The sequence below is a fragment of the Ottowia cancrivicina genome, assembly GCF_029813755.1.
Taxonomy (GTDB): Bacteria; Pseudomonadota; Gammaproteobacteria; order Burkholderiales; family Burkholderiaceae_C; genus Ottowia; species Ottowia massiliensis.
On sequence record NZ_JARVII010000006.1, the window covers coordinates 35,001 to 57,901 of the forward strand.

Annotated in this window: 19 protein-coding genes and 1 CRISPR repeat array; of the genes, 5 read left to right on the plus strand and 14 right to left on the minus strand. The window is 63.6% G+C overall.

Going from position 1 to position 22,901, the window contains the following annotated elements:
• Nucleotides 1–28 precede the first annotated feature (28 nt).
• From gspD to QB898_RS04480, 12 genes are all read right to left on the minus strand, one after another.
• Entirely contained in the window at nt 29–2,476 is a 2,448-nt protein-coding gene (gene gspD / locus QB898_RS04425; protein WP_279523958.1) for a type II secretion system secretin GspD, read from the minus strand.
• 43 nt (nt 2,477–2,519) lie between these two features.
• Complete coding sequence (locus tag QB898_RS04430) at nt 2,520–3,089, minus strand: hypothetical protein (protein WP_279523959.1); 570 nt, start codon at nt 3,087–3,089, stop codon at nt 2,520–2,522.
• An 87-nt stretch (nt 3,090–3,176) separates the two neighbouring features.
• Nucleotides 3,177–3,728 (minus strand): type II secretion system protein GspM, encoded by a 552-nt coding sequence (gene gspM, locus QB898_RS04435; RefSeq protein ID WP_279523960.1) that lies wholly within the window; start codon nt 3,726–3,728, stop codon nt 3,177–3,179.
• Nucleotides 3,725–4,816, minus strand: coding sequence for a PilN domain-containing protein (locus QB898_RS04440; RefSeq protein ID WP_279523961.1), 1,092 nt, complete (start codon nt 4,814–4,816; stop codon nt 3,725–3,727). Before QB898_RS04440 ends, gspM begins: the two co-directional genes overlap by 4 nt.
• Before the next feature lie 33 nt (nt 4,817–4,849).
• A complete protein-coding gene (locus tag QB898_RS04445) occupies nt 4,850–5,659 on the minus strand; it encodes a type II secretion system minor pseudopilin (RefSeq protein ID WP_279523962.1) in 810 nt (269 codons plus the stop codon).
• 173 nt (nt 5,660–5,832) lie between these two features.
• Nucleotides 5,833–6,477, minus strand: coding sequence for a type II secretion system protein GspJ (locus QB898_RS04450; RefSeq protein ID WP_279523963.1), 645 nt, complete (start codon nt 6,475–6,477; stop codon nt 5,833–5,835).
• Nucleotides 6,474–6,992 carry a type IV pilus modification PilV family protein gene (locus tag QB898_RS04455; RefSeq protein ID WP_279523964.1) on the minus strand — a complete coding sequence of 173 codons (519 nt, stop codon included), beginning with the start codon at nt 6,990–6,992 and terminating at the stop codon, nt 6,474–6,476. The genes QB898_RS04450 and QB898_RS04455 overlap by 4 nt, the downstream gene beginning before the upstream one ends.
• Nucleotides 6,989–7,492 (minus strand): GspH/FimT family pseudopilin, encoded by a 504-nt coding sequence (locus tag QB898_RS04460; RefSeq protein ID WP_279523966.1) that lies wholly within the window; start codon nt 7,490–7,492, stop codon nt 6,989–6,991. Before QB898_RS04460 ends, QB898_RS04455 begins: the two co-directional genes overlap by 4 nt.
• A gap of 167 nt (nt 7,493–7,659) precedes the next feature.
• Nucleotides 7,660–8,112 carry a type II secretion system major pseudopilin GspG gene (gspG, locus tag QB898_RS04465; protein WP_279523967.1) on the minus strand — a complete coding sequence of 151 codons (453 nt, stop codon included), beginning with the start codon at nt 8,110–8,112 and terminating at the stop codon, nt 7,660–7,662.
• A 24-nt stretch (nt 8,113–8,136) separates the two neighbouring features.
• Nucleotides 8,137–9,360 (minus strand): type II secretion system F family protein, encoded by a 1,224-nt coding sequence (locus QB898_RS04470; RefSeq protein WP_050715028.1) that lies wholly within the window; start codon nt 9,358–9,360, stop codon nt 8,137–8,139.
• Entirely contained in the window at nt 9,353–11,098 is a 1,746-nt protein-coding gene (gene gspE, locus QB898_RS04475) for a type II secretion system ATPase GspE (RefSeq protein WP_279523968.1), read from the minus strand. The genes QB898_RS04470 and gspE overlap by 8 nt, the downstream gene beginning before the upstream one ends.
• Nucleotides 11,099–11,487: 389 nt before the next feature.
• Nucleotides 11,488–13,185 carry a long-chain-fatty-acid--CoA ligase gene (locus QB898_RS04480; RefSeq protein WP_279523969.1) on the minus strand — a complete coding sequence of 566 codons (1,698 nt, stop codon included), beginning with the start codon at nt 13,183–13,185 and terminating at the stop codon, nt 11,488–11,490.
• An 804-nt stretch (nt 13,186–13,989) separates the two neighbouring features.
• Between QB898_RS04480 and cas9 the strand changes: the two genes are divergently transcribed.
• The 3 genes from cas9 to cas2 are packed head-to-tail and all read left to right on the plus strand — an operon-like array spanning nt 13,990 to nt 18,446.
• Nucleotides 13,990–17,160 carry a type II CRISPR RNA-guided endonuclease Cas9 gene (gene cas9, locus QB898_RS04485; RefSeq protein ID WP_279523970.1) on the plus strand — a complete coding sequence of 1,057 codons (3,171 nt, stop codon included), beginning with the start codon at nt 13,990–13,992 and terminating at the stop codon, nt 17,158–17,160.
• Nucleotides 17,161–17,179: 19 nt separating this feature from the next.
• Complete coding sequence (gene cas1 / locus QB898_RS04490) at nt 17,180–18,109, plus strand: type II CRISPR-associated endonuclease Cas1 (protein WP_279523971.1); 930 nt, start codon at nt 17,180–17,182, stop codon at nt 18,107–18,109.
• Nucleotides 18,110–18,119: 10 nt separating this feature from the next.
• Entirely contained in the window at nt 18,120–18,446 is a 327-nt protein-coding gene (cas2, locus tag QB898_RS04495) for a CRISPR-associated endonuclease Cas2 (RefSeq protein WP_172674028.1), read from the plus strand.
• A gap of 72 nt (nt 18,447–18,518) precedes the next feature.
• A CRISPR array of direct repeats spans nt 18,519–19,281; the repeat unit is 36 nt; unit sequence ATTTTAGATCACTGGGAAATGCGCTCTATCCGGAAC.
• Nucleotides 19,282–19,303: 22 nt separating this feature from the next.
• Here the strand turns inward: cas2 and QB898_RS04500 are convergent.
• Nucleotides 19,304–20,146, minus strand: a complete 843-nt coding sequence (locus QB898_RS04500) for a ChaN family lipoprotein (RefSeq protein ID WP_279523972.1) — start codon at nt 20,144–20,146, stop codon at nt 19,304–19,306.
• Nucleotides 20,147–20,706: 560 nt separating this feature from the next.
• Between QB898_RS04500 and folP the strand changes: the two genes are divergently transcribed.
• On the plus strand, nt 20,707–21,570 hold the full coding sequence (gene folP / locus QB898_RS04505) for a dihydropteroate synthase (RefSeq protein WP_102283674.1): 864 nt from the start codon (nt 20,707–20,709) through the stop codon (nt 21,568–21,570).
• 115 nt (nt 21,571–21,685) lie between these two features.
• On the plus strand, nt 21,686–21,835 hold the full coding sequence (locus tag QB898_RS04510; protein ID WP_279523973.1) for a hypothetical protein: 150 nt from the start codon (nt 21,686–21,688) through the stop codon (nt 21,833–21,835).
• 249 nt (nt 21,836–22,084) lie between these two features.
• Here the strand turns inward: QB898_RS04510 and QB898_RS04515 are convergent, their stop codons facing one another.
• Complete coding sequence (locus QB898_RS04515) at nt 22,085–22,828, minus strand: uracil-DNA glycosylase (RefSeq protein ID WP_279523974.1); 744 nt, start codon at nt 22,826–22,828, stop codon at nt 22,085–22,087.
• Between the last annotated feature and the right edge of the window lie 73 nt (nt 22,829–22,901).

Sequence of the window (22,901 nt, forward strand, 5' to 3'; positions counted from 1 at the left end):
CCTTATCAATGCAAGCGGAATAAAACTTCTACTGGTTAGCTATGTGTCCCGGCAAAGACAGGCCCTTCATGCGGTCGCGCAGTTCGCGGCTGACGGCGCGGGCGTCTTCGTCGGAGCGCAGCACGCGGGGGGTGATGATGACGAGCAGCTCGGTGCGCTCGTCTTCCCGGGACTGGTTGCCGAACAGGCCGCCCAGCAGCGGGATGGATGACAGCACGGGCAGGCCAGCGGAACCTTGGGTGTGCTTGCTTTTGATCAAGCCGCCGAGCACGATGGTTTCGCCCGAACGCACGGCGACCTTGGAGGCAATCTGGCGCTGAAGGAAGCTGCGCTGACCGGTAATTTTGTCTTGCTCGCCCACGTTGGTGACAGTCTGGTCGATTTCGAGCGTAACAAGGTCACCCGCATTGACGGACGGGGTGACGTTGAGCATGACGCCCGTGTCTTTGTACTGGATGTTGTTGGTGGTGGCGATGGTGCCGCTGCTGCTGATGGTGGTGCCGGTGTTGACAGGCTGCTGGTCGCCCACGGTGATGGCGGCGGTGTGGTTGTCAAGCACCATGAGCGAGGGGCTGGAGATGACCTTCAGAAGCGATTTGGAAGCCAGAGTGTTGAGCACGGCGGTGAGGTTGCCGATGGAGCTGGTGAGCGTGTAGCTGAAACCCTGGGCCGCGTTGGTGATCGTGCCGCCACGGCTTGCGCCTGCGACGGTGGTTGAGTTGCTGTTGTTGTTGAGCACGCCCAGGCCGGTGCGGCCCGTGCCGAAGTCGCCGCTGTTCTTGAAGGCCCATTGCAGGCCGTATTGCAGGCCGTCGCGCAAGCTGACTTCGATGATGCTGGCTTCGATGAGAACTTGCGCGCGCTGAATGTCCAGCCGCTTGAGGGTGGTTTCAATGCGCGTGAATTCAGCGGGCGGCGCGTAGATGAGCAAAGTGTTGTTGATGCGGTCGGCCATGACGCGCACGTCTGGCCCCAGATTGACAGTAACGCTGGCGGCACCCTGGTCGCCGCCTTGCTGGCCGCTCATGCGGTTGCTGCCGAAGGCGCTTCCTGCGGCGCCGGAGGCGTTGCGAAGCGTGCTGGCTGAATTGCCGAAGGCATTGCCGCTGAAAGCATTGCCGCCCAAGGAGCTGCCAGACGCGCCGCCGCCCAGCGAGCCGCCCACGGCGCTGCCGCCTGACGCGTTGCCGAACGTGTTGCCGAATGCGCCGCCGAATGTGCTGCGGGCGCTGCTGCCGGAGACGCTGCCCAGGCCGGGGGCCACGCCGGTGGCGCCCGTGGCGCCTTGCACGGTGGCGGCGCTGCCGCCGTAGATGCCGTTGAGCAGTTCGGCCAGGTGGTCAGCGGAGCCGTTTCTGACCTTGTAGACAAAGAGTTGCGGTTCGGCGCTGCCCGCGTTGGGGCGGTCGAACTTGCTGATCCAGTGCTGGACTTCGTCCAGGTACGCGGCACGGGGGGTGATGACAAGCACGGCGTTGATGCTTTCCAGCGGCAGGATGCGCAACGCGCCAAAGAGCGGGTTGCTTTCGCCCAGGGCGCTGGCTCCGGCCCCGGCTGCGGCTGGCGCGGCGGCTTTTCCGGCGGCTGGCGCGGCGGCAGGCAGGGCTGCGCCAGCGCTGGCCGCGCCTGTAGCGCCGGAGAGCACGGCCAAGGCGTTTTGCACCTCCGCAGGCGAGGTGTATTGCAGGGGGAAGACGCCTACCGACATACCGCGCAGCAGGTTCACGTCAAAGGTTTTGACGACATCCATCCAGCCTTCCGCTTCGGTGCGGGTGCCGCGCATGATGATGATGTTGCGCAGCGTGTCCACCCGCACGATGGCTTCGGGCGGCACCATGGCGCGCAGGATGTTGGCCATTTCGCCCGCGCCCAGGTATTGCAGCGGGATGATGATGGCGCCGTAGCCGGGAGGCATGGGGCCGTCGTCGGCAATGCGGGGAGCGGCCACGATGTCTTTCAGGGCGGCAGGCGCGCCCACGTGGTAGGTGCCGCTGGAGTCGCGCGCCATGACGATGCCGTTGAGCTGCAAGGCGCTTTCGAGCAGGTTCATGGCCCTGTCGGCGCTGACTTCGCCGCGCGTGACGAGGGTGACGCGGCCGTTGAGCGGGGGGTGAATGACGTAATCCACCTTGAGCAGGTCGCGCAGCATGACGTGCACGACTTCGCCCACGGGCGCATCTTCAAACTTGAAGGCGCTCACAGGGCCGGAAACGCGGGCGGCGTGCTTCGGCGGGCGGACGACTTCGTCGGTGCCGCGCATGATGACGGGCTTGCGCTCCTCGCTGGCTTCATCGCTGGAGGCGGCCTGCGCGGCGGGCGCGCTGGCGGGCTTGGGCGCGGCGGCGGCTTGCTCTTCCACGGTTTCCAGGGCGGCAGGAGCCTGCGGCGCGATGGGCGCATGGCTGTTGCAGCCTGCGGCAAGCAGCCCCAGGGCGATCAGGGAAAGAGCGGTGCGGGGCGTGAGGTGATGCGGCATAGGAAACACGGTTCGTGGCGCGGATTGAAATCGCGGTCGCAACTCAAAACTGCGGTCTAAAAGAAGAAGGCGGCGGCATGCCCTGGGCCGGACGGCCCTGCGGCGGGCGGACGGGCATGCCAGCGGGCAGAGGCGGCGCGTCAGCGGCTCCGGCGGGCGAAGCTGGCGCAGTGTGAACGTATGGAAGTTCAATCACATGGCGCTCGCCGCCTTTGCTGAAAGTGATGCTGCGGCCTTTGACTGCCGCCAGCTCCCATTCGCCGATGCGGTCGCCCACGCGCAGGGCGCGGGGCTGCTCCTCCACCTCGGCCATCACGGTGGTAAGCGCCGGGCCGGTGACGATGCCGTAAAAGCGCACCTTGTCCAGCGCCACGGCGGGCTTGGCCTGGCTTGGCGCGGCGGCCACGGGCGGCGGGCGGCGGCTGCTGTGAAAGGGGGGGCGCTCCAGCAGCACGGCAGGCGCGGCGCGGGCAGGCGCCTCCAGCGGCGGCGCGGCGGCCAGCAGGCCGTCGAACTGCGGGGGCTGCGCCGGGGGCGGCTGCCAGGCGCGCGCGCCAGCGCCCAGCCAGAGCCAGGCGAGCGCCGCCAGCAGCGCGGCGCATGCGCACAGCATGGCAGCAACAAAGGGAAAGGGGCGGGACGGGCGAAGCATGTGCAATGGCGCAGGAAATGATGCTGAAGTGGCGCGAAAAAGGCGCGCTTACGGACGCTCCTGCAAGACAAAGAGGTTGAGCATGACGGCCACCGTCTGCGGCCCTTCGGGCATGTGGCCCGCCAGGCTGTTGATCTGCACGCTTTCGGCATAGACGGCCGGGCGCAGGGCGGCGATGGATTGCAGCAGCTTCGCCATGGACGCCCATTCGCCTTCCAGGCGCAGGTTCAGCCCCACGCGGTAGAAGCCTTCTTTTTCCTGCGCGGCCAGCGCCTGGCTGCTGGTCACGCTCAAGCCGGCGGCGGCGGCCAGCTCGCGCACGCGCTGCAAGGCGCCGTTGCCAGCGTAGGAGGGGTCGTCTCCCGCCGGATAGGCGTATTGCGCCATGCGCTCACGCAGCTGCTGCGCCAGCTCGTCCAGCTGCGGCGCGCTGGCTTGCAGGCCCGCCAGGCGGGCGTAGCGCGGCTCGATTTCGGCCAGGCGCAAGGCAGCCCAGCGGTGCTTGTCATACACCTTGAACGCGCCCAGCGCCAGGCAGGCCAGCAGCGCGGCGGCCAGCAGGGCCAGCCAGATGCGCTCGGGGTTGCGGACGGCGTTCATGGCGCGGCCTCCCCGCCTGCGGGCGAGAGGCGTTGCAAAGCAGGGGCGAACTCCACTTCAATGGTGAAGCTTTCCTGCTTGGCGTTGGCGTTGCGGATGGCGGGCGATGACAGGCGGGCGCTGTGGATGCCGTCTTGCCGGCTGAGGCGCTGCACGAGGGCGGCGGCATCTTCGGCAAAGCCGCTGATGAACACTTTTTCGCCCTCGGTGCGCAAGTTGCTGATCCAGGCGCTGGAGGGCATGGCCTCGGCCAGCAGGGCCAGCGCGGGCACGAGGCGCAGCTGGGGGCCTGTGGCTTGCTGCAGCTGGGCCAGCCGGTCGGCCTGCTGTTGCAGGGCTTCGCGCGCGGCCATCTGGGGGGCGGCCTGGGCGCTCATGGCGGCATAGGCGCTTTGCGCCGCAATGGCGCGCTGGCGCAGTTGCAGCGTGGGCGTGACGGCCAGCGCCAGCAGCAGCAGCAACGCCAGGGCCAGCAGCGCCAGCCGCAGGCGGCGGCCCCGGGCGGTCAGGGCCTTCCGCACGCGCGCGCCATCAGACGGCATGCAAATGGGGCGCTGCGCACCACCCGCCGCGCTGACCGCGTGGCCGCCGGCGGGCAGCACCCACACTTCGGGGCGGCTCACACGGGCGTGTTGCAGCAGCAGCGCGTCCAGGCGCTGGCGCGAAGTCAGCGCCAAATCAACGCGGACGCGGCCATCGCCCAGAGGCGCGCTGCGGTAGCCCGCCACGGTCTGCTCGGGCTTGAAGGGGGTGATGGCCTGCACTTCCAGCTGCACGGCTTCGGCCAGATCGGCCTGCGGCAGGGCGGGCAGGGTGAGGGTGCGCTCCAGCGCCTCTTCTCGCGGCAGTTCGATGGCTTCGGCCTGCGGCGCGCCCGCGCTGGCGGGCAGCGGCTCGGCCTCGCCGTTTTTGACGCTCCAGAGCGTGCGCTGGCCGCTGGCCTGGTGCAATCGCACGCGCACGGCGGGCGTGAGCGCGCCCAGCGCCGGGTGCGCCAGCAGCAGCGCAGCGGCAGACTGCCACTGACGCAGCCACTGGCCAAGGTCAATGCCGAACAGGCGCGGATCGCTGGAAGGTGCCAATGCCATGTGAAAGGGAAGAGGGAGCGGAGCGAACGGAAGCTAGCTTCCTGCGGGCAAAACCTGCCCCTGCGTCCGCAAGGTGCGCCAGGGCGCAATGGAAGATGAATAAGCAGATAGCGTTACGTCGTGCGCGAGGCTGAATATTCTGCCCGCATCCAGCGGCACGCGGGCTGTGACTCTGAAAAATTGTGAAAAGCCCGCGCCGGTGAGCGCCGGGTCCAGCCCCGTGGTGTCCACGCCCGCCTCGCCTGCGTCGCGGCGGCTGGCAATGCGCTGGGCCACGGCGGCGTTGCCGCGCGCCAGCACGAGCAGCACCGGCAGGGGCGCGGCCAGCGGGTTCACGTTGGTGTGCTGGTAGGTGTCTGCCGTGACCAGCGGGCGGATGCGGCTGTAGGTGGCGTAATCCATGCCGGGCACGAGCAGCAGGTCATCCGCCGATTCGAACTGGCGGCGGGGCACGCGCCGTGTGGCGTCGCCCGTGCCGCCGGCGCGCCAGGTGTCGATGGCGTGCGCCAGCTGGTCGGCCTGCTTTTCGGGCACGCCGCCAGCCACTTGCAGCAGGGCCGAGAGCAGGGGCGGCTGGGCGGCGTTCAGCGAAATCAGGCCGCTCAGGGGCTGCACCAGCACTTGCATCTCCACGCCGCCGTAGTTCACGCGCGTGGCGGCCATGCCTTCCGGCCGCGCACTTTCGGCCTTGAGCTGCTGCAAGGCCAGCGCGATGGCGCCTTCGGCCAGCGCCTGCGCGGCCACTTGCTCCGAAACGGCCTGCGCGGCCCTGACTTGCCCGCGCACCGTCTGGCTCATGCCCACCACCAGCAGGCTGAGCGCGGCCACGATCCACAGCACCATGATCAGGGCCAGGCCCTTGTTCCGGCCGCTTTTGGCGCTACCAGATCCATAGCATGAGGTCCTAGTGCAGAAAGCGCAAAAGCCGCTTTTACCCCCCCTGAATTTGCTCCTGTTCCTGATATGAAAAAGCCCGCCCGCCGCCGCTGCGGCCCGGCCTGCGCCTGTCTGGATCTTCATGGCCCGAACCCCTCGCTGCGCGCGTCGGTATCCGAGGCCAGCGGCGCGCGCATGGGCACGATGAGCAGCGGCCAGGGCGGCTGCGGCCCGCGAATGTCAAGCGCCACGGCGGACGGAATGCGCGCGCGCCGTCCGGCGGCGGCCCAGTCGCCCACCCATTCGCCGCTCAAGGGGTGCCGGTAGCGGATGGACAGGCCCGTGACCGGCTGCGCCAGCGCCTGCCACGGCGCGCGCGCCCAGTCAATGCCGCCCGGCTCATCGCTCCACGGGGCGTAGCGCAGCACCAGGCGGCCCTGCCCGTTCACATCGCGCTCCAGCGCCAGGCGCATGAAGTGCCGCCCGCCCAGGCCGTAGCGCGCGGGCATCACGCCCACCCATTCCACGGCTTGCTCCTGTCCGCTGAAAAAGGGCCGCAACCGCTCGTTGCCCTGCCGCACGGGGCGCAGCGAGGCTTGCGAGAGCGCCTCCTGCAAAAAGCGCGCGGCCAGGCGCAAGTCTTCGGCGGACTGCACGCGCGCGTCCACCCGCTCTTCGGTTTGCGCGGCGGAGTACAGGGTCGAACCCAGCGCCAGCATCAGCAGCGAAAGCAGCGCCATGGCGATGAGCACTTCCATCAGGGTAAAGCCGCGCTGGCGCGTCATCGCATCAGCCCTCCGGGTTGCGGGCGCTGCTCGGGGCGCAAGGTTTGCAGCGTCATCTCGCGCGGCGGGTCGTCGCCCCAGCGCACGGTAATGCGCAGCTCGTGCAGCAGCGGCGCGGCAGGGTTGGCCGACGAGACGGGCGTAGCAAAGGGCGCGCTGCGCAATTGCCAGGCCATGCCTGCCGATTCGCCCCCTTCGGCCAGCCCTTGCGCGGGCACCGTCTCGTGCAGCGCCAGCAGCGACTCGGCCAGCAGCGCCGCCCGCTCGCGCGCCGTCACATCCGCCGTTTGCCGCGCGCTGCTGCCCATCGCCTGATAAAGCAGCCCGATGGACAGCGACATGATGGCAAAGGCCACCAGCACTTCCAGCAGCGAAAAGCCGCCTTGCAGGGCGGCATTCAGGGCGATATTCCGCTCCTTGTTCAATAGCAGGGAGTCCCCGTATTCATTGCGGCAAACGCCTTTTTCGGGGCGCTTGACTTGCTCCTTCTTTTGAGGCGCAGCGGCGGCGTTCATGGCGTCGCTCCCGCCGCCTCGCCGCTGGCTGGCTCCTGCTCCACGCGGCCAGAAAACCAGTCCACCCGCAGGCGCACACCGCTGCCGGAGGGGCGGATGAGATCCACGCTGCCGCCCGTGGCGCCGCCGCGCGGCAGAAAGCGGATGCCCATTTCCTGCCCGTCAGCGCTTGTTTCCTGCCGCGCCGCCACGGCGCGCAGTTGCAGCGAATCGGGCACGGCGTGGCGCTCGCCGCCTTCCATGCCGTAAGTGCGCTCGCGCAGGTTCACCGTAAAGCGCGCCTCCACGCCTTCGCTTTGCGCCCGCTGGCGCGCCGCGCGCATTTCAGTGACGATGCCGCGCACCGCGCTGCGGTATTGCGCCGTCTCGTACATGCGCCCCAGCGAAGCGGGCGCCAGCGCCATCACCAGCGCCAAAATGGCAAACACCACCATCAGCTCCACCAGGGTGAAGCCGTTGAAGCGGTGTGGCGCGCGCGGGGCGAAGCGAAGCGAGGGCATGCGGAAAGCGGCGGACTGAAGCCATTTACTCCTGGACAAGGAGCAAATCCAGCCCCCGCAAAAAGCGTTTGGCGCAATCAGAACGGGGACTTCTTGCTATTGGAAAAGAAGCAAATAAAGAAGGAAAGAGAGCTGGCGCGCGGCGGGCCGGACTGCGGCCCGCCCGTTCAGCGGCCATTGCTCACGTCGGCGTTTTCGCCTTCGCCGCCGGGCGCGTTGTCTGCGCCGTAGGAGGCGATTTCAAGGCCGCCGCCGGGGCCGGGGTTGGCGTAGCGGTAGGGGTTGCCCCAGGGGTCGGTGGGCACGCCGCCTTTCATGTAGGGGCCGTTCCAGCCGCTGACGGAGCCGGGTTTCTTGTCCAGCGCAGCCAGGCCTTCTGCCGTGGTGGGGTAGCGGCCCGTGTCGAGCTTGTAGATGTCCAGCGACTTGGCGATTTCCTCGATTTGAAGCTTGGCGGTTTTGGTTTTGGCGCCGCCAAAGCGCTCCATGACTGCCGGGCCGACCAGCCCGGCCAGCAGGGCCAGGATGGCGATGACCACCAGCAGCTCAATGAGCGTGAAGCCCGCCTGGGCATGCGCGCGGGCGCGGGCGGGCGTGGGTTGCAGGCGCATGAAACGCATGGGTTTTCCTTTCTGTAGAGGGGTTTACTTCACCAGGTCATTGACGGAGATGATGCCCAGCAGGATGGAGACGATGATGGCCGCAATCAAGAGACCCAGCACGAGAATGAGGGCGGGTTCGAGCAGCGTCAGCCCGCGCTTGATGCCGGTTTCCACGTCGCGGTCAAGAATGGCCGCCAGCTCGTTCATCATGGCGCCGACGCGGCCTGTTTCTTCGCCCACGCGCACCAGGTTGATGGCCAGCGGCTCGAAAACGCCGGTGGCGCGCATGGCAGGCACGATGCGCGAGCCTTCCTTGACGAGCGGGGCCATTTTGGCCAGCGCCTGCCGCAGGGCCTGATGGGTGACGGTTTCTACCGAGATGTGCAGCGCCGCCAGCAGCGGCACGCCGTTGTCCAGCAGCGTGCCCAGCGAGCGGGCAAAGAGCGTGAGCTGGTATTTGCGCACGATGGGGCCCAGCACCGGCAGCGCAATCAGGCGCGCCTGCCACCACTGCCGCCCCGCCGGCGTGCGCAGCCAGCGCCAGGCCAGCCAGCCCAGCGCCGCCGCGCCCAGCCCCAGCGCCAGCCCGTAGTGGCGAAAGCCCTGCCCCAGCAGCATGACCACGCGCGTGGGCATGGGCAGCGCGTCGCCCATGCCTTTGAACAGCTTTTCAAACTGCGGCACCACAAAGCCCAGCATGCCCACCAGCGACAGCACGGCCACGCCCAGCAAGATGGCCGGATAGAGCGTGGCCGACACCACGCTTTCGCGCAGCGCGCGCAGGCGCTGCATGTGCCCGGCCAGGCGGTCAAGCACCTGCGGCATCTGGCCGCTGACTTCGCCCGAGCGGATCATGTTGATGTAGAAGTCGCCAAAGTGCGCCTGGTGCGCGGCCAGCGCGCGGCTGAAGGGCGCGCCGCCTTTCACGTCTTCCAGCACTTTTTCCAGCATGGCGCGCACGCTGGGCTTGTGGCTCATGTCGATGAGCACGCGCAGCGCGGCATCGAGCGCCAGCCCGGCGCGCAGCATGATGGCCAGCTCGCTGGTGAGCGAGAGCACGTCGGCAGGCTTGACGGGGCCGCGCGCGGCGCGCGGGCGCGGGCCGGCCAGCGCCGCGCCTTCGGCCTGGCCGGCTGGCTGCACGCGTATGGGCGTCAGCCCCCGCTCGCGCAGCTGGCGCAGCACATCGGCTTCAGCGGCGGCTTCGGTGCGGCCTTCGGCGGCCTGGCCGTCGGCATGGGCGGCGCGCCAGAGAAATTCAGGCATCTGCGCCTTCCTGGCTGTCTTGCGTGACGCGCAGCACTTCATCCAGGCTGGTCAGGCCGGCGGCCACTTTGCGCAGGCCGTCGTCATAGAGCGTGTGCATGCCGCGCTGCACGGCCAGATGCTGAAGGCTGGCGGCGTCCTGGCCTTGCAAGATGGCGGCGCGCAGCGCGTCATCCACCACCATCAGCTCGTGTATGCCCGTGCGGCCCTTGTAACCCGTGCCCCGGCAGCGCTCGCAGCCCACGGCCTTGTAAATGGGCGCGCCCTCGGGCAGAAAGCGCCCCAGCCCGGAGCTTTGCAGCAGCGCGGGCGCGGGCTGCAAGGCCGCCTTGCAGTGCCCGCACAGGCGCCGCACCAGGCGCTGGGCCAGCACGCCATTGACGGTGGAAGTGATCAGGTAGCGCTCCACGCCCATGTCCTGCATGCGCACCACGGCGCTGGCGGCGGTGTTGGTGTGCAGGGTGGAAAGCACCAGGTGGCCGGTGAGCGAGGACTGCACGGCAATCTGCGCCGTCTCGCCATCGCGCATTTCGCCAATCATGATGATGTCGGGGTCTTGCCGCAGGATGGAGCGCAGCGCGCTGGCGAAGGTGAGGTTGATTTGCGCGTGCACCTGAATCTGGTTGATGCCCTCCAGCTGGTACTCCACGGGGTCTTCCACGGTGATGATTTTTTGCGTGGCCGCGTCCAGCTTGGCCAGCGCCGCGTAGAGCGTGGTCGTCTTGCCCGAACCCGTGGGGCCGGTCACCAGCAAAATGCCGTGCGGGCGGGCGATGAGCTGGTTGAAGCGCTCCAGCGTGTCTTTTTCAAAGCCCATGTCTTCCAGGCTGAAGCGCACGCTGGCGCGGTCGAGCACGCGCATCACCACGCTTTCGCCATACACCGTGGGCACGGTGGACACGCGCAAGTCCAGCTCGCGGCCCTTCACGCGCGTTTTGATGCGCCCGTCTTGCGGCAGGCGGCGCTCGGCAATGTCCAGATGCGCCAGCAGCTTCACGCGCGAACTCACCGCCGCGCCCTGCTGCGGCGGCACGATTTCGCCGGGCAGCAGCACGCCGTCCACGCGGTAGCGCACGTGCAGGCCGTCGTCAAACGGCTCCAGGTGAATGTCAGAGGCGCGCAGCTCGATCACGCGGCCAATGATGTTGTTCACCAGGCGGATGACGGGCGCTTCACTGGCCAGATCGCGCAGGTGCTCCACGAAATCACCCGCCTCGCCCTCGCCCAGAGGGCCAAAGCCCGATTCCAGCCCCTCGGCCTCGGCGGAAGGCTCCTCGAACAGGCGCTCCAGCGCCTTGTCGATCTCGGCGGCCAGCCCCACGGCGGGCAGCACCTCCAGCCCCGTGCTCAGGCGCAGCGCCTTGCACACAAAGGCGTCTTGCGGCGCGGCCATCGCCACGTGCAGCCGCCCCGCGTCGTCCTGCGCGAGCGGCAGCACGTGATGCGCGCGCAAAAAGCCCGGCAGCAGCCCTTGCGGCTCCGGCGGCACGGCCGGAAAGGCATCGCCCGTCACGAAAGGCACGCCCAGATGATCGGCCAGCGCGCGCGCGGCATCTACATCAGACACCAGCCCCAGGCTCACCAGCACGCGGTCGAGCGAGCCGCCCATCTCCCGCTGCGCCGCCAGCGCCCGCTCCAGATCGCGCGCGCCCAGCTTGCCCTCGCGCACCAGCCGCTCGCCGTAGCGCGGCCAGTCATCAGCGGCAAAAAGAGGGGCGGCAACAGGGCGTGAAGACATGAACGGGCAGGCTGGGTGGGCAAAAACGGGGCGCAATGCTAGCGCACGCCCAGCGCACACGGAATGGGCGCGGCCCGCCGGGAAACCGCTTGCCCGCCGCTTTCCCCCTGACGGCATTGCTGAACGGTACGCCCGCCCCCTCGCCGCTCGCGTTGCAGCGCCAAGGCGCACGGGCTTTGTCTGCCAGGAAATATCAAAACAAGAGCAAATCAAGGGGGTCAGAAATGCCGGCCTGCGCAAATTGCACTAGGACGTCACGCTACATATAAAGGAGCAAATCAAGTGGCGGGCGAATGGGCGTATTCCGCCCATCCCGCCACGCGGCGCCGGCTTCGAGGCGGCCCGGGCTGCCGCTGCCAGCGCGGCAGAAGATGCCTGCGCCGGCAGAGTCATTCGCCCGCTTTCGCAGGCTCGCGCAGCTCGCGGCGCAGCACTTTGCCGACGGGCGATTTGGGCAGGCTGGCGCGAAATTCGATGCGCGAGGGGCGCTTGTAGCCCGTCAGACAGCGGCGGGCGTGCTGGCGCAGCGCTTCTTCGGTGAGACTCTCGTCCTTGCGCACGACAACGAGTTTGACGGCTTCGCCCGTTTTGTCGTCGGGCACGCCCACCACGGCCGCTTCCAGCACGCCGGGCACGGCGGCCATCACGTCTTCCACTTCATTGGGATAGACGTTGAAGCCGCTGACCAAAATCATGTCTTTCTTGCGGTCCACGATGCGGATGTAGCCTTTTTCGTCCATCACGCCGATGTCGCCCGTTTTGAAATAGCCGTCGGCGGTCATGGCCAGCGCGGTTTCATCGGGGCGCTGCCAGTAGCCGGCCATGACCTGCGGGCCTTTGATGGCGATTTCGCCGCTTTGGCCCTGGGGCACTTCGCGGCCCTCGTCATCGAGCAGGCGCACGTCGGTATTGGGCAGGGGCAGGCCGATGGCGCCGCTGTATTCGCGCAAGGTGACGGGGTTGCAGCAGGCAATCGGCGCGGTTTCAGACAAGCCGTAGCCCTCGCAAATGGGCGTGCCCGTGCGCTGAAGCCACTGCTGGGCCACGGCGCTTTGCACCGAAGAGCCGCCGCCCACGGCCACTTTCAAATGGCTCCAGTCCACCTTGTCAAAGTCCGGGTGATGCAGCATGCCGTTGAACAGCGTATTGACCGCCGGGAGCTGGTGAAACTTGTGGCGGGCCAGCTCGCGCAGCGTGGCCTTCATGTCGCGCGGGTTGGGAATGAGCACCGTCTTGCCGCCAATGCGCAGCGTCAGGATCAGGCTGGCCGTGAAGGCGAAGATGTGATAGAGCGGCAGGGCGCAGATGCCGATGATTTGCTGGCCTTCAGGCACGTTTTTGAGCACGGGCTGGTACCACGCCTGCGCTTGCAGGGCATTGGCCACCAGGTTGCGGTGCAGCAGCATCGCGCCCTTGGGCACGCCCGTGGTGCCGCCGGTGTATTGCAAAACGGCAATGTCATCGGGCAGCACGGGCGGGGCCTGAAAAGGCAGTCTGCGCCCCTTGGCGATGGCCTTGGCGTAGCGCACCGCGCCCGGCAGGCGAAAAGCCGGAACGGCCTTGCGCACGTGGCGCAGCACAAAGTCCACCACCGCGCCGCGCACCCAGCCCAGGCGCTCGCCCACGCTGGCGAGGATGACGTTTTGCACCTGGGTCTGCGGCAGGCAGGCTTGCACCGTGTCGGCAAAGTTTTCCATCACCACCAGCGCCCGGGCGCCCGAGTCATTGAGCTGGTGCTCCAGCTCGCGCGGGGTGTAGAGCGGATTGACATTCACCACCACCATGCCCGCGCGCAGCACGGCGGCCACCGTTTCGGCGTACTGGGGCACGTTGGGCATCATCACCGCCACGCGGTCGCCCTTTTTCAGCCCGCGCGATTGCAAAAAGGCCGCCAGCGCGCGGCTTTGGCGCTCCAGCTCGGCGTAGCTGTATTCGCGGCCCATGTAGCTCAAGGCCGCCCGGCTGGCGAACTGGCTGAAACTGGCCTCAAGCAGCGCGGCCAGCGTGGGAAAGGCGGCCACGTCAATGCTGGCGGGCACGCCTTCAGGGTATTGACCAAGCCAGGGGCATTGCGAAGCGGGGTTCATATCAGGGTTCCTCTTTGTCTGTCAAAACGCGGCGGATTGTGGACAGGCTACAAGAAAAAGTATTCTTTTCCCTTCGAGTGAACCCATATTTGAACCAAAAGTATCGTTAAATGATTCTCTGCTGGCGCCGGCAGCCCCCTATGCGCCGGACAAGCGATCTCAGACGATAGGCTCGCGCGGCAGGCTTGAACGCTCTTTTCACGAGGGTAAAAGCCACGCGGGCTTGCAAGCTGGCAGAACCCGCTCGCGGCCTGGCGGCGAAGGGCGAACGGCGCAGCTCTCGGACAAAGCACAGGAGAGAGAAAGCTAGCGAAGCCACTCCGAATTGCTCCGTGCCTCGAATCCCTAGGAAAAATGCGATCCCTCTGCGACAAGAAACAGGGATTTATTCAAACGGATATTGAGCGCCGGCTCCACTTGTCCAGACCGCCTGCTGACCATGGCAACAGCCCACCGCAAGACTGGATGCGTTTGCCTCTGGACATTTGCTCCATCAAGCCGACGGAGCCTGTTTGGAATCCACTGCGACTGCACGAGCGCATGAAGACAACTTCAGATGGTGTGCAGTCCACCTTGAACAGGTGGTGAATGGCTTTCTGGAAAAGCGAAAGCCCCGTATACGGGGCTTTCCATTTGGTGCATCTAAAGCTTGTTAGCGGTAGAGCGCATTTCCCAGTGATCAGGGCTTCGAAGAGTATAGCAACTTGTTGCAAATAAAAGCGCAGGGTTTTCACCGATGCACACGCGCTCGTTAGCGTGTACCAATTGATTTACTTGAAACAAATTGCACTAAAAGGAAAACGAATGCCGAAACAAAAGTCTACTCGTTACCGCTTGGCGCTGGATTTGGGATCCACTTCGCTGGGCTGGGCCGTGTTGCGGCTCAATGAGCAGCATGAGCCCAACGCCATCATCCGCGCGGGGGTGCGCATCTTCAGCAACGGGCGCAATCCGAAAGACGGCTCCTCTCTGGCCGTGACGCGCCGCGCTGCTCGCGCCATGCGCCGCCGCCGTGACCGACTGCTCAAGCGCAAGGCGCGCATGATGAACAAGCTGGTGGAGTATGGTTTTTTTCCGGCCGATGTGGCTGAACGCAAAAAGCTGGAACGCATAAATCCCTACGAGCTTCGCGCCAAAGGACTGGATGCGCCGCTAACGCCGGGTGAATTTGCTCGGGCACTCTTTCACATCAATCAGCGGCGCGGTTTCAAGAGCAACCGCAAGACGGACAAGAAGGAAAACGACAGCGGGGCGCTGAAGGCTGCCATTAGCCACCTGCGCCAGCAGTTGCATGAAAGAAAGGCGCGCACGGTGGGCGAATGGCTGTGGTTGCGCCTGCAAGCAGGCCTGGGCACGCGCGCCCGCTACCGCGAAAGCCGAGTGGCGCAGGCCAATGGCAAGACGCGCATTGAAAAGAGCTACGACCTCTACGTTGACCGGCAGATGATTGCAGAGGAATTTGACGCGCTATGGGCGGCACAGGCAGCCTTCAATCCGCAGCAGTTTAGTGAACAGGCGCGTGGCGAATTACGTGATGTTTTGCTGTTTCAGCGCGATTTGCGCCCTGTCAGGCCAGGGCGCTGCACTTTGCTGCCCGATGAGGAACGCGCCCCATTGGCACTGCCCAGCGTGCAGCGTTTTCGCATTCTGCAAGAAGCCAATCACTTGCGGCTGCTGCATCCGGACCTGCATGAGGAAGCACTTTCATTGGCCCAGCGCGATGCCGTGGTGGATGCGCTGGAGCGCAATAGCAAACGCACGTTTGAGCAGCTGCGCAAGCTGCTCAAGCTCAACAGCACAGTGAAGTTCAATCTGGAAGATGAGAAACGCAAAGAACTCAAGGGCAATGCAACGAGCGCGGCTCTGTCCAAAGACGGCCTGTTTGGCGAGAACTGGTGGAAGCTTGACGAAGCTTTGCAAGATGCAATCGTCTGGCAACTGGTTTCGGAACAAAGCGAGGAAAAGCTGCAGAACTGGCTGCAGGCCAACACGGGCGTGAATGCCACGCAAGCCGAGACCATTGCCAATGCCGGATTACCTGAAGGCTACGGTTCGCTGAGCTACAAGGCGCTGGCGCGCATCGTTCCTGCCTTGCGTGGTGCGGAGGTAGTAAATGGAATAGATGTGCCACGCACATATGACCAAGCCGTACAGGCGGCAGGCTTTGCGCACCACAGCGATTTGGATTCCGGATTTGATTTTGAACACAGCCATGATGAAGTGGAGCGGATTGGCGAACGTGTGATTGCCTCAACGGGTGAAGTCAAACCTGTCTTTGCCTTCAAACAACTGCCGTATTACGGCAAAGCCTTGCGACGCCATGTGGCGTTTGCCAAGGAGCATCCACGCAATGAGGAGGAACGCTATGGAAAGATTGCCAATCCCACGGTGCATATCGGGCTGAACCAGCTACGGGTGGTGGTCAATGCGCTGATTCGCCGCTACGGAAGACCAACAGAAGTGGTGGTGGAGCTGGCGCGCGATTTGAAACAAAGCCGCGAACAAAGACAGGAGGAGCAAAAGCGGCAGGCCGATTACCAGAAGCGCAATGAGCGTATTCGCCGCGAAATTGCCAGCATGCACGGCTGCGCCGAAGAACGAGTGAGTCATGCCGACGTGCAGAAATGGATTCTCTGGGAAGAATTGAGCTTTGACGTGGCCGATCGGCGCTGCCCCTACAGTGGCGTGCAGATCAGTGCGCAGATGCTGCTGTCCAACCAAGTGGAAATCGAGCACATCCTGCCGTTTTCGCAAACGCTGGACAACTCCTTGAATAACCGCACAGTTGCCATGCGACAGGCCAACCGCATCAAGGGCAACCGCACGCCGTGGCAGGCGCGGGAGGACTTTGAGCGCCAAGGCTGGTCATATGACAGCATTCTGCAACGCGCCGAGCGAATGCCCAAGGCCAAACGCTACCGTTTCTCACGCGATGGTTATGAACGCTGGTTGAAAGAAGACAAGGATTTTCTGGCGCGAGCACTGAACGACACTCGCTATCTCTCGCGAGTCGCCAAAACATATATGGAGCTGGTGTGTCCATTCGGCACGAGAGTGATTCCTGGACAAATGACAGCGCTGCTGCGCGCCAAATTTGGCCTGAATGACGTATTGGGTCTCAATGGAGAGAAAAATCGCAATGACCACCGCCACCATGCCGTGGATGCTTGTGTAATTGGCGTGACGGATCAAGGACTATTGCAACGATTTGCGCAAGCCAGTGCGGATGCGCGCGGGAATGGACTAGAAAAACTGGTGGAAAACATGCCTGTTCCCTGGGCAACCTACAGAGACCATGTGAAGCGCGCCATTCAATGCATATGGGTCAGTCACAAGCCGGATCATGGTTATGAAGGCCCCATGATGGAAGAAACGGCTTACGGCATCCGGAAAGACGGCTCTATCAGGCAAAAAACAAAAGCCGATGGCAGCACGGGGCGGGCAATAACTAATCTGATCCGAATTATCGAACCGACCCAAAAGCTACGGCATGGTGTGGACGCGCAAGGGCAGCCGCTAGCGTATAAAGGCTATGTCGGCGGCAGCAATCACTGCATTGAAATCACGCAGAATGCACAAGGTAAATGGGAAGGAAATGTGATTACCACTTTTCAAGCTTATGACATTGTCAGACGACTGGGCAGCAAACAGGGGCCTCGCCGCTTACGGCATCCAACACTGGCACAGGCGCTGGATGCATATGGGAAACCCAAAAAACTGATCATGCGGCTAATGATTGATGATTGTGTTCGGCTGGAGCTGGACGGCAACAAAAAAACGCTGCGGGTTGTCAATATAACCGGAAATGGTCAAGTATTCATGGCTCCTGTGCATGAAGCCAATGTGGATAAACGAAATAGCGACAAAACAGACCCATTCGCTTACGTGTCTAAATATGCGGGCTCTTTTCAGAAGGCTAAGGCTAGGCGTATCACCATCTCCCCAATAGGCGATTTGCACGATCCCGGCTTTTAAAAGTAAAAAAGAGATCGCCATGATTGGACACATTGTCGAAATCGCAGACGACAGACGGCATCTATCCGTACGCCGGGGTTTCATGGTTGTGCACGATACGGAAGGCGAACGCCGACTTTTGGGTCAGGTACCCCTAGATGACATCGCAGCCGTCATCGCCAATGCATACGGCATTACCTATACCGGGAATTTACTAGTGGCCTTGGCCGAGCGTGGCGTTCCATTTGTGCTTTGTGCCGCCAATCACAACGCCGTAGGGATGCTGCTGACGCTGAATGGACATCATGTACAAGCCCACCGCATGGAGGCGCAAATTGCTGCCAGCCAGCCGACGCGCAAACGCCTCTGGGCAGCCATCGTTAAATGCAAGCTAGAACAACAAGCTGCCGCCCTGGAAGCCACAGGCGTTCCTCATATGCCCCTTGCAGCATTGGCGAAAAAAGTTCGCAGCGGTGACCCTGAAAATATGGAAGCCCAAGGCGCGCGCCGTTACTGGACACTTCTTTTCGGAAAAGATTTTCGGCGTGATCAGCAGGGCGAAGGCATTAATGCTCTGCTCAACTATGGCTACGCCATTGTTCGTTCCGCCACTGCAAGAGCTGTTGTCGCAGCAGGGCTTCATCCTAGCGTGGGACTGCATCACAGTAACGATGGCAACCCCATGCGCTTGGTCGATGATTTGATGGAACCCTTTCGCCCCATGATTGACTTGAAAGTCTGGCGATTGCAATGTTCAGGTCATCATCAAGTCACGTCTGAAACCAAGCGAATGCTGGCGCATATTCTTTATGACGACATGCAGACCAGCGCAGGGACCACTCCCATGATGGTGTGCATGCAAAAGTTGGCCACCTCTTTAGCACAGGTTTACGTTGGTCAAAGAGAAAAGTTGAACTTGCCCTTGCCCGGTCTGCCGCTATCTCTGACAGGCAACCTGCGCCCTTCATGATGGATTCACCATGCTTTCCGGGTACAGGCTGATGTGGATACTGGTGATGTTCGATCTACCCGTGCTGGAAAAAGTCGAGCGGAAGGCCGCCACAGACTTTCGCAAGGCCTTGTTGGACATGGGTTTTGAAATGAGCCAGCTCAGCGTTTACATGCGCTTTTGCACAAGCCAGACTCAAATTGACACCTACGCAAAACGCGTTGAGTCCATCCTTCCCGCCGGCGGCAAGGTCAACCTACTTCAATTCACGGACAAACAGTATGAGCGCATCATCACCTTCCACGGCAAGATGCGACAAGCCCCACCGAAAACACCAGATCAGTTCGATCTCTTCTGATGTTGAACAACGCTTTTTTATACCTCGCAGCACCTAAAAGGTGTTTGGCGACAAGGAGTTAGGTGTCCTGGAATTTTAGATCACTGGGAAATGCGCTCTATCCGGAACTCAGTGCCCGCGCACGCGGTCATTGAAGTCATTTTAGCTCACTGGGAAATGCGCTCTATCCGGAACCTAGTGACGGAGTAATTGATCCGCCTATAGATTTTAGATCACTGGGAAATGCGCTCTATCCGGAACTTAACTTTTGCGGGAGTGTCTAGAGCTTTCTATTTTAGATCACTGGGAAATGCGCTCTATCCGGAACAATCACCCACATGCCGTCCGACGTGGTCGGATTTTAGATCACTGGGAAATGCGCTCTATCCGGAACAAATAGACAAACTACTAGATGAAGCCTCAAATTTTAGATCACTGGGAAATGCGCTCTATCCGGAACTCTGTTTCCGTGTCAATCGCTACTTGCTTGATTTTAGATCACTGGGAAATGCGCTCTATCCGGAACCAAATTGACCATGCATTATAGCTACGTCTAATTTTAGATCACTGGGAAATGCGCTCTATCCGGAACAGCCGCCCGGATTTAAGCTGTTCGGTTTCGATTTTAGATCACTGGGAAATGCGCTCTATCCGGAACCCTATTCGCAGGCCGCAGCCTCAATTGCCGATTTTAGATCACTGGGAAATGCGCTCTATCCGGAACTTAGTTTTATCTTCGCAAAGTTCGACAGGGATTTTAGATCACTGGGAAATGCGCTCTATCCGGAACCAAGCTGGCCGCCCACATCACACAGCGCGAATTTTAGATCACTGGGAAATGCACTCCAGCAAAAGCAGCAGCAAATATATACCAAGATTTATTTGCTTCCGGTAATCTGTTTTTGCAGTTTCCCGCAGTAATCAAGCGGCGGAATGGGCGAAGTGAGCCAGATCATGTCCGAGGGAGCCAGGGCGGATGTTTCGGCGGGGTCTTCTTGCGAGTGCTGCTTGCCCGCAGCCGAACGGGCGCGTGCGGAAAGAACCCGCGTGAGAAGGTGTTGGGGCAAGAAGCGTGGGACGCCCAGGGCGCGGTGGGTGTGGCCGTTGCCTGTGATGAGGATGACTGTTTGGCTGGAGGGCGCTTGTTCAGCCAGGCGGGCCAGTGTGGCGGCCATGGTCATGTCGCGGGCGATTTGGATGCGTGTCATGGGCGCCGTCTGCTCTGCGGGCAGCAAATCGCAATGGCTTTGGCGCAAACGGTCTTGCTGCAGAGTCAGCAAGGAGGCGGGCAGCTGGGTATCCAGCTCAAGGTTTCCCATGGCTTCTTTCATGCGGGCGCGGGGGAGGTTTGCGCCTTCCACGGGCACGCCCGCGCGCACGGCTGCCATGATGGCGGGGCCGTAATTGGCCCAAGGCCAGGCGCGGTCGTTCCAGGACAGCGCTTGTTGCACGGCGGCTTCGCTGGCAGAGCGGGGCAGGCGGCGGGTGTCGTGGCCCTGTTCAGCCATTTCAAGGGCAACGGCAGCCAGTTGCCCGCGCGCCGCCAGCCAGTCAATGACTTGGCGTTGGAGCCGCTGGTGATCAGGAGCGTCGTGCTGCTCGCCAATCAGCAGCGCCTGGGCGGGCAGCAGGCGTTCCAATCGCTGGGCGTCAATTTCAGTGGGCGTTGCAGCAATGCAGGCGCTCAATGCCAATGGAGCGAGCAGAAGAAGTGTGCGCATGTCATGTTCCCGGCGGAATGGGCCAAAGGGCCAAAGCAGGCTTGTGAGCCGCCGTCATGCTACGACAGATGGTGCAATGGCTCTCATGCCCGCTCTCACGTCTGAATCAACAGCAAACGCTGGCGCGCGCTGAAACGGGCGCTATTGCATTCACGGCAAGCTGCTCGCGCACGCCCCTTTTTCAAGCCAGGAACAATCAGGCCCCAAAACCGCCTCTGCTTTGCTCTGAATAGCACAAAACCGCCCACCCAATAATCATTCCTTTTACAGATTATTCGGCCTTGCGCAAGGCCATGCATCAATCGAAATTGCATGAGCGGCGGCCTGAAGCAGATTTTTCAAGAAGGCAGAATTTGTCATTGCAAATCCTGCGCATAGGGCCGGCCTGCTTATTGGTTTCTTGCTGAAAGATATAAACTGCGCCGCTCCAGCGCCTCATATATAATGCATTCGGTTCATGGCGTAAATGCGATTTCTGCTTCGCCAGATTATCAGGCCATGCTGAAAATGGCCAAATGCAGCATTCTTTTCATTATTAGAGCCGCCTGCTCACCATTCGTATGACACACCGCCCCCTTCATTGGCAAACCGCCCGCTTTCGCATTGATCTGGCGCGCCCGCGCATCATGGGTATCGTCAATGTCACGCCCGATTCGTTTTCAGACGGCGGCCAGCATGCCAGCGCGGCTGCGGCGCTGCGCCACTGCGAGCGGCTGCTGCGCGAGGGGGCAGACATTCTGGACATTGGCGGCGAATCCACTCGCCCCGGCAGCCCCGCCGTTTCACTGCCGCAAGAGCTGGCGCGCGTGCTGCCTGTGCTGCGCGAGGCTGTCCGGATGGGCGCGCCCGTCTCGGTCGATACCTACAAGCCCGAAGTCATGGCCGCCGCGCTGGATGCGGGGGCGGACATCATCAACGACATTTGGGCGCTGCGCCAGCCGGGCGCGCTGGAAGCCGTGGCGCGCCATCCGGCCTGCGGCGTTTGCCTGATGCACATGCACGGCAACCCGCAGACCATGCAGCTGGCTCCCATGCCGGGCGATCCTGTGCCGCAGGTGCTGGCCTTTTTGCAGCAGCGGGCGCAGGCGCTTCAGGCGCATGGCGTGCAGGCCGAGCGCATCACGCTGGATCCTGGCATTGGCTTTGGCAAGACGGTGGCGCAAAACTTCGCCTTGCTGGCCCGGCAAGGCGAGCTGTTGAGCGCGCGGCTGCCGCTGCTGATCGGCTGGTCGCGCAAATCTTCTCTGGGGGCGGCGCTGGCCGCGCCGGGGCAGCAGCCGCCCCCGCCCCAAGAGCGCATCAGCGCCAGCGTAGCCGCAGCCTTGCTGGCGGTTGAGCGCGGCGCCGCCATCGTGCGCGTGCATGACGTGGCCGAAACCGCCCAGGCGCTCAAAGTCTGGGCGGCATTGCAGCCAGCCCGATAAAGCCGCGCGCGCTTGCGCCGTCATCAGCAGCCCCGCTCTCGGGCTTGGAGCGCGAGCGCCAAAACGGGGGGCAAAAGCGGCTTTGCCCAGACTGCGGAGCCAAACCTCACCGCACATGCGATGGGCGCGCCAAGCCCGCCCGTTGGCGGTGATGGCGCTTTGGCCTTTTTCAGAGAGCGGAAATCCAAAGCGCACCGATCCCGGCCAGATCGGCGCAGCACCCATCAAGCCGAACCAAAAACAGGAGCGAATTCAGCAGGCATAAAACAGCCTTCCGCGCAGGTTTCACTAGGACCCATCGCTATGCTTGCAGGAGCAAGAAACACCGTTTATTTCCGTGTATTCATCTGGGAGCCTGCCTGTTTCGCACGGCTTTTCTGCTTCCGCGCAGGCGCGCGCCGGGCAGGTTCTCGAAGCGCTGGAGCGCAATGCCTGGCGCTTGAAAGAGGGTCAAGCCGCGCGCGCTCTGAACGGGCTCCAATGCCCGCCTGGATGGGCCTGCGTCATGACTGCGTTATGAATCTGGCGGCAGTGCCAGGCCCTGCCGGTCGCGGAACGCGCGGGCCGCGCCAAAGTGCCCGCAGCCGATGAAAGGGCGCGGCCCGCGCGTGGCCGACAGGGGCGAGGGGTGATTGGCCAGCAACACCAGATGACTGTGATCGGGGCCACGATTCAGGCCGCTGTTGGCCGCAATCAGAGCCTGCTTGGACTGCGCGTGCGCGCCCCAGAGCATGAACACGATGGGGCGGCTGCCCCGGGCCACCTGGGCGATCAGCGCGTCGGTCAGCGGCTCCCAGCCTTGCCCGGCGTGGCTGCCCGCGCGGCCTTCTTCCACCGTCAGGCAGGTGTTGAGCAGCAGCACGCCTTGCCGCGCCCAGCCGGCCAGGCTGCCGCCGGGGCGCGGAAAGGCGGGCGCGGGCACGCCCAGGTCGCGCTCCAGTTCTTTGAAGATGTTGCGCAGCGAAGGCGGCAGGGGCACACCCGGGGGCACCGAAAAGGCCAGCCCTTCGGCCTGCCCGCGCCCGTGGTAGGGGTCTTGCCCAAGGATGACGACGCGCACGCGCTCGGGCGGCGTGAGTTCCAGCGCGCGCAGCGGCTGGGGCGGAAAGATGCTTGCGCCCGCGTCCAGGCGCGCCTGCAAAAAGCGCAAGAGCTTGTGCCCGGCGGCGCTGGCGAAAAACGCCTGTGTCGCGGCCCGCCAGCCCTCGGCCACGGGCCAGCAGGCGGGGTCTGCGCTGCAAAGCTGGTCAGGCTGCATGGCAAAACTCCTTGAAGTGGCGAAGAAGGCAGCGAGTCTAGGCTTCAGCCCCCCTTCAGACTGCGCCTGCGCG